This window comes from Synechococcus sp. R6-5, assembly GCF_047461775.1.
In the GTDB taxonomy this organism is placed as follows: Bacteria; Cyanobacteriota; Cyanobacteriia; order Thermostichales; family Thermostichaceae; genus Thermostichus.
On the sequence record NZ_JANSHV010000102.1, the window covers coordinates 1 to 5,006 of the forward strand.

The 5,006-nt window shown below is 56.2% G+C and carries 5 protein-coding genes; all 5 read left to right on the plus strand.

The annotated features are described in order from the left end of the window. The first annotated feature begins 137 nt into the window (after nt 1–137). The 5 genes from NW818_RS06055 to rlmD all read left to right on the plus strand — a co-directional run bounded on the left by NW818_RS06055 (nt 138) and on the right by rlmD (nt 4,966). Nucleotides 138–893: an alpha/beta hydrolase-fold protein gene (locus tag NW818_RS06055; RefSeq protein WP_414424082.1), complete on the plus strand. Its 756-nt coding sequence runs from the start codon at nt 138–140 to the stop codon at nt 891–893. A gap of 39 nt (nt 894–932) precedes the next feature. Then, complete coding sequence (locus NW818_RS06060) at nt 933–1,991, plus strand: ATP-grasp domain-containing protein (RefSeq protein WP_414424083.1); 1,059 nt, start codon at nt 933–935, stop codon at nt 1,989–1,991. A gap of 68 nt (nt 1,992–2,059) precedes the next feature. Then, nucleotides 2,060–2,248, plus strand: a complete 189-nt coding sequence (locus tag NW818_RS06065) for a hypothetical protein (protein WP_414350610.1) — start codon at nt 2,060–2,062, stop codon at nt 2,246–2,248. Then, nucleotides 2,233–3,420, plus strand: coding sequence for a GNAT family N-acetyltransferase (locus tag NW818_RS06070; protein ID WP_414424084.1), 1,188 nt, complete (start codon nt 2,233–2,235; stop codon nt 3,418–3,420). The genes NW818_RS06065 and NW818_RS06070 overlap by 16 nt, the downstream gene beginning before the upstream one ends. Before the next feature lie 151 nt (nt 3,421–3,571). Next, a complete protein-coding gene (rlmD, locus tag NW818_RS06075) occupies nt 3,572–4,966 on the plus strand; it encodes a 23S rRNA (uracil(1939)-C(5))-methyltransferase RlmD (RefSeq protein WP_414424085.1) in 1,395 nt (464 codons plus the stop codon). The last annotated feature ends 40 nt before the right edge of the window (nt 4,967–5,006 follow it).

A 5,006-nucleotide genomic window follows, 5' to 3' on the forward strand; every position in this document is an offset into this window, starting at 1 on the left:
GCGAAGCAGTCAGGGTCGGGTAGTTTACGTCTGCTCCCATCTGTTCTGGTGGCTCTTGTGGACCTTTCCAGAGAGTGCCCTTTGCCTTTCTCGACCAGGCAGAGCAGAATGCTTCCCCCGGAAAGGTTGGGTATTTCTTGAGGATCCCTTCCCCGTTTTTCATGGCCTACGCTCGCCGCTACTTGCGCTTTCCCTCTCAGATCTTGGGCCGGGAAATGGAGATGCTCCACTTTGGGCATCACGGCTACCCGCTGATCTGTCTGCCCACCAGCAACGGGCGTTTTTTTGACGTGGAAGATCGCGGCATTATTGCCAGCCTCAGCCATCATCTGGAGCAGGGCTATTTGCAGGCTTTTTGCGTGGAAACCCTGGATTGGGAGACCTTGTTCAACCGCCAGCTGGACTTGCCCCAACGGCGGGATCGTTGGCTGTTGCTGGAGCAGCACTGGGTAGAAGAGCTGATCCCCTACGCCAAGGCCGAGGCGCAAAATGAGTTTCTGGTGGTGGCTGGGTTTTCCCTGGGAGCTACCCATGCTGTCAACCTCACCTGTCGGCATCCCGGCCTAGTGCGCCGTTGTTTGGCTCTGGGGGGGCCCTACGATGTGGCCGCTCTCGGCTCTGTCACCGGCTGGGATCCCCAACGGGCAGAGCAGGAGCTGTATTTCATCAACCCGCTGGCCTATATGTCCAACATGAGCCGGCAACTCTGGGATCACTTGGGCGGGCGCAACACCGAGCTGAAGCTGCTCACCGCTCGCCACGACCACTGCCTCAGCGACAACCTGCGTCTGGCGGAAGTGCTTAGCCGCAACAACATCCCCCATCAACTGGAGGTATGGGAGGGGAATCACGATTGGCCCACTTGGCAAGCGCAAATCCGCGCCTTCGCGTAGGATCCCTTGCAGGGAATAGCTTTTGACGAGAGAGCTTTGATGATTGAAGACTATTGGGTTGGCAGCCTGCACTTCAGCGAGCCTTTCGGGGACGATACTCTGGCTCGCCTCAACGCACTTCCCCCTGTTCAAGCTCGCAACGGCCAAACTTACAAGATCCGGGCCGAACACGTCACCATTCATGAGGTGAACCTGGATTACTGCACCAAGTATCGCTTGATCCTGGATCGCTTCAGCTACCTTTACCCCCAAGCCATCGGCCTATTCATGGGCTTTGCCTTTCGGGGGGTTTACCTCATCAACAACCCCTTTAGCTTTTATTACTACCTGCGCAACAAAGATGCTGCCTACATGGTGGTCAAAGAGCTGGGGATCTCCATCCCCAAAACTTACATTCTGCCCCCTAAAGAAGCCCCTGCATTGAAAGCAGAGGACTTTAAGTATCATAAGTTTTTCGATTGGCAGGGGATGGCGGAAGACCTGGGCTGGCCAATGGTGATCAAGCCGGCGGAGGGGCGAGAGGCCATTGGAGTAGAAATAGCCCACAACATGGAGCAGCTCCTCTATTTTTACGACCGCTCTGGATCTCAGGTGATGATGATCCAAGAGAAGGTCAAAACCCCTTACCCTTGGCAGATTCGCGCCCTCTGCATTGGCCGAAAGATCATTCCGATCAAGTATATCTTTCGCAAGTTCGATGCCAGCGAATATCTGTTTGATCCAGAATTTCTTACTCCGGAAATGGGCCAGAAAGTCATCAATACCTGTCGGATTATCAATCGAGTTTTGGGCTATGAAATGAACTCGGTGGAGCTATTTATCGACGAGCAGGGAGAGCTCCAGGCCATCGACTTTAACAATCCGGTGCCCGATGGACGGCTCAAGGCTTTGGGAGAGATCTTCTATAACGATTACCAGCAGGCCCTTTGCGATTTGGTCTTGGACATCGTGCGGGAACAGCGTCCTTTCGACTTCCTGCCCCCAGATATCAACCGCTTTGCTCACATTGCCCGACGGGCTGACCTCACCCGCGAGCAGAAGTTTCAGATGGCTTTGGAATTGGCCAACCGTTACTACGAGCCCAGGGATCCCGATTAAAATCAAACCAGAACCCAAAAGTGTGGTTTTCCGCCGGAGAAGTTGTGGACGGGCAAAGGAGCAGCAGCGTGGTTTCCGACCCCGCTTCAGGGTGGTCCATAATCAAGCAGGCGCAGGGATCCTGCCAGGTGCTGCATTTGGCGGCGGGGGATCCCCTCTTGAGTCGGCAAGAGCATTGGGGGCCTTTTCCCAGCCAAGCTGAGGCAATTGCACGGCGGGTTGGTCTGATCCGAGCAGGCAAATGTCAACCGGGTTGAAATGGCGCTGGTGCCACGATATTCGCGAGATCCCAGCAGGGGCCTGGCACGCCTTGCAAACGGAGCGCACCTCTCCTTTTTTGGAATACGAATGGTTGCACAGCCTAGAAAGCTCAGGTTGTGCCAGCCGCAAGACGGGGTGGCTGCCCTGTCACCTGTTGGTGGAGGCGGACGGCCAGTTGATTGCTGCTGCCCCCTTGTATTTGAAAAGCCACAGCCAGGGGGAGTTTGTCTTTGACCAAGAATGGGCTGCAGTTGCCGGCCAATTGGGGGAACGCTACTACCCGAAGTTAATCGGCATGGCCCCCTTCACCCCAGCCACGGGCTATCGCATCCTCGTCCATCCCGAGTATTCGGAAGCAGAGGTGTGGTCGTTGATGCTGGCAGCCATTGACCGGTTTTGCCAAGAGAAGGATATTTCGGTGTTTAGCTTGCTTTATGTAGATCTGGACTGGCGGACTCAATTGGAGTCGGATGGATTTACGCCCCGGATCACCCACAACTACCAGTGGCACAACCCCGGCTACCGCTCTTACGAAGACTTTTTGAGCCAGTTCAATGCCAACCAGCGGCGCAACATCAAGCGAGAGCGGGCTGCAATGGAAAAAAGCGGCCTAGAACTCAAGATTTACACAGGAGAGGAGATCACGCCCCGCCTGTTGTCTCTCATGTACGACTTTTACAGCAACACCTGCGCCCAATTTTGGAACTGGAGCAAATATCTCAATCGCCGCTTTTTCGAGTCTCTCTATCCCAACTATCGGGAGCGAGTTGTGCTGGTGGCCGGGGAACGGAATGCAGAAATTGTGGGGATGTCTTTTTGTATTCGTAAGGGAGATCGCCTGTTCGGGCGCTACTGGGGTTGTCGGGAGGAGGTGAAGTTTTTGCACTTTAACGTTTGCTACTACGAGCCCATTGCCCTCGCCATCCGAGAAGGGATCCGCAACTTTGATCCCGGCGCAGGGGGATCCCATAAGATTCGACGGGGATTTCCGGCCACGCCTGTGTACAGCTACCACCGCTTCTACAGCCGAAGGCTACAACAGGTTTTGGTGCCCTACCTAAACCGGGTTAACCCTCTCATGTTGGCCGAGCTGGAGAACGTGAATCAAAACGAGGTTCCTTTTCGAGAAGATGTTTTGCCTTCTCTATCTGTTTTGACCAAGGAGTGAACCACTTCATTGGATGGGGTTTTCAATCCCGTAAGCAGTTGGCGGCTGACATGCTTTTTGCCTTGCTACAGCTTTTTCCGGCAATGCTGACTCCAGCCAACACGACCTGACCTATGGTTATAGTTATTTCGAATTTCGGCGAAACAGCCTAATGGAACATCCGATCCCTTCCGGCCTTCCTGATCCCGTTAAACCTGGGGATCTTTTGATGTTGGAGGTCACGGCCCTGACCCCCCAGGGAGATGGCATTGCCCACACGGTAGGACTTGGACAAGGGCGAGTGGTGTTTGTGTCCCAGGCGGTGCCCGGGGATCAGGTGGTGGCCCAAATAACCGAGATCAAGCGCAACTACTTGGTCGGGCGAATTCGGTCGCTGATTTCTCCCTCTCCCCAACGGGTGCGACCAGCCTGCATTGTGGCGGACAAATGTGGTGGCTGCCAATGGCAACATGTCAGCTATGCCCAGCAATTGGCCACCAAGCAGCAAATCCTCAGGGATGCACTGGAGCGGATTGGCGGTCTGACTCTGCCGCAGCCTGTCCCTATTTTGGGATCCCAGCAGCCGCTGCGCTATCGCAACAAGGTCACCTACCCCATGGCCAAACCGGAGGGCCAGCCCTTGCGCATGGGCTACTACCAACGGGGCAGCCACCGCCTGGTGAACCTCAACCAATGCCCCGTGCAAGACGAGCGGCTGGATGTGTTCCTGAGGGAAATCAAGCGGGATCTCCAAGAAACGGGCTGGAGTGTCTACGACGAAAGTCGTCACCAAGGTCATCTCCGCCACTTGGGTTTGCGCATCGGTCGCCGTACCCGCGAGGTGCTCCTGACCTTGGTCAGTTGCAGTCGTCGCCTGCCCCATCTGGAAAGCTGGGCCGAACGCTGGATGCAGCGCTACCCTGACCTGGTGGGGGTCTGTCTCAATCTCAACTCGGCCCGCACCAATGCCATCTTCGGCCCGGAGACTGAGGTGATTGCCGGTCGGGGGTCTTTGCGGGAGGAATTTGCCGGTTTTTCCCTCTGGATCGACAGCACCTCTTTCTTCCAGGTCAACACAGAGCAAGCAGAAGCCTTTTTTACCTGGATAGCCGACCAACTGAACCTGCGGGGAGAGGAAACCATCCTGGATGCCTACTGTGGCATCGGCACCTTAACCTTGCTGCTGGCGCAACGGGCGAAACGGGCGATGGGGGTGGAAGCTTTGCCGGAAGCGGTGGCCCAAGCCCGCTACAATGCCCAGTTCAACGGTATCGCCTCAGCCCAATTTTTCCAGGGCACGGTGGAACAGGTTTTGCCGACCCTGCCCCCTGCCGACATTGTGGTGCTGGATCCGCCGCGGCGCGGCTGCGACCGCCAAGTGCTCGAGACCCTAAAGCTGCGACGACCACCACGCATCGTCTACATTAGCTGTCACCCTGCCACTTTGGCGCGAGACTTGCAGATCCTACTGGCAGAGGGATCCTATCGCCTTACCCAATGGCGGGCGGCTGACTTCTTTCCCCAAACCGGGCATGTGGAGGGGGTGGCCTTTTTGGAGCGAGTTTGAAGAGTACGCACCCTGACCAAAAGGCGCGGCAAGCCCCGTC

What these genes read in the sequence shown, in the direction of transcription:
- NW818_RS06060 (WP_414424083.1), top strand. Translation starts at nt 933, where the DNA reads ATGATTGAAGACTATTGGGTTGGCAGCCTGCACTTCAGCGAGCCTTTC.
- NW818_RS06070 (WP_414424084.1), top strand. Translation starts at nt 2,233, where the DNA reads ATGTCAACCGGGTTGAAATGGCGCTGGTGCCACGATATTCGCGAGATC.
- rlmD (WP_414424085.1), top strand. Translation starts at nt 3,572, where the DNA reads ATGGAACATCCGATCCCTTCCGGCCTTCCTGATCCCGTTAAACCTGGG.